The organism is Methylophaga sp. UBA1464 (assembly GCF_002325665.1).
In the GTDB taxonomy this organism is placed as follows: Bacteria; Pseudomonadota; Gammaproteobacteria; order Nitrosococcales; family Methylophagaceae; genus Methylophaga.
Genome location: NZ_DCSO01000035.1, coordinates 28,939 through 29,452, shown reverse-complemented (window position 1 = coordinate 29,452; position 514 = coordinate 28,939). Strand labels below are relative to the sequence as shown.

The 514-nt window shown below is 49.8% G+C and carries 1 protein-coding gene; it reads left to right on the top strand.

Annotation, left to right across the window (positions count from 1 at the left end; genetic code table 11):
* Positions 1 to 25: 25 nt before the first annotated feature.
* A partial coding sequence (locus B3O33_RS03660) for a 1-deoxy-D-xylulose-5-phosphate synthase N-terminal domain-containing protein (RefSeq protein ID WP_292362959.1) occupies positions 26 to 514 on the top strand: 489 nt, incomplete at its 3' end.

Sequence of the window (514 nt, the reverse complement as noted above, 5' to 3'; positions counted from 1 at the left end):
TCCCTTTTAATCACACTGATTCAACATGACAAGCCTACTTGCCCAAATCGACTCCCCCGCCCAGTTACGTAACATGGAACGTAAACAACTGGATCAATTAGCGAATGAGATCCGCGAACTGATTATCGACAAAATCCAGCAAACCGGCGGTCATATTTCGTCAAATTTAGGCGTTGTCGAGCTCACATTAGCTTTGCATTATGTGTTTAACACACCTGAAGATCGCCTGGTCTGGGATGTTGGACACCAAAGCTATGCCCACAAAATTCTGACAGGGCGCCGAGATCAACTGCATACCATGCGTCAACCCGGAGGACTTTCCGGCTTTCCCAAACGCAGTGAAAGTGAATACGACAGTTTCGGGGTTGGTCATTCGAGTACCTCAATCAGTGCCGCATTGGGCATGGCTATTGCTGCGCGTGACAGCGGAGAATCAAGACGTTCGGTAGCCATTATTGGTGATGGTGCTCTGACGGCTGGTCAGGCCTATGAAGCACTGGCGCATGCGGGTGAT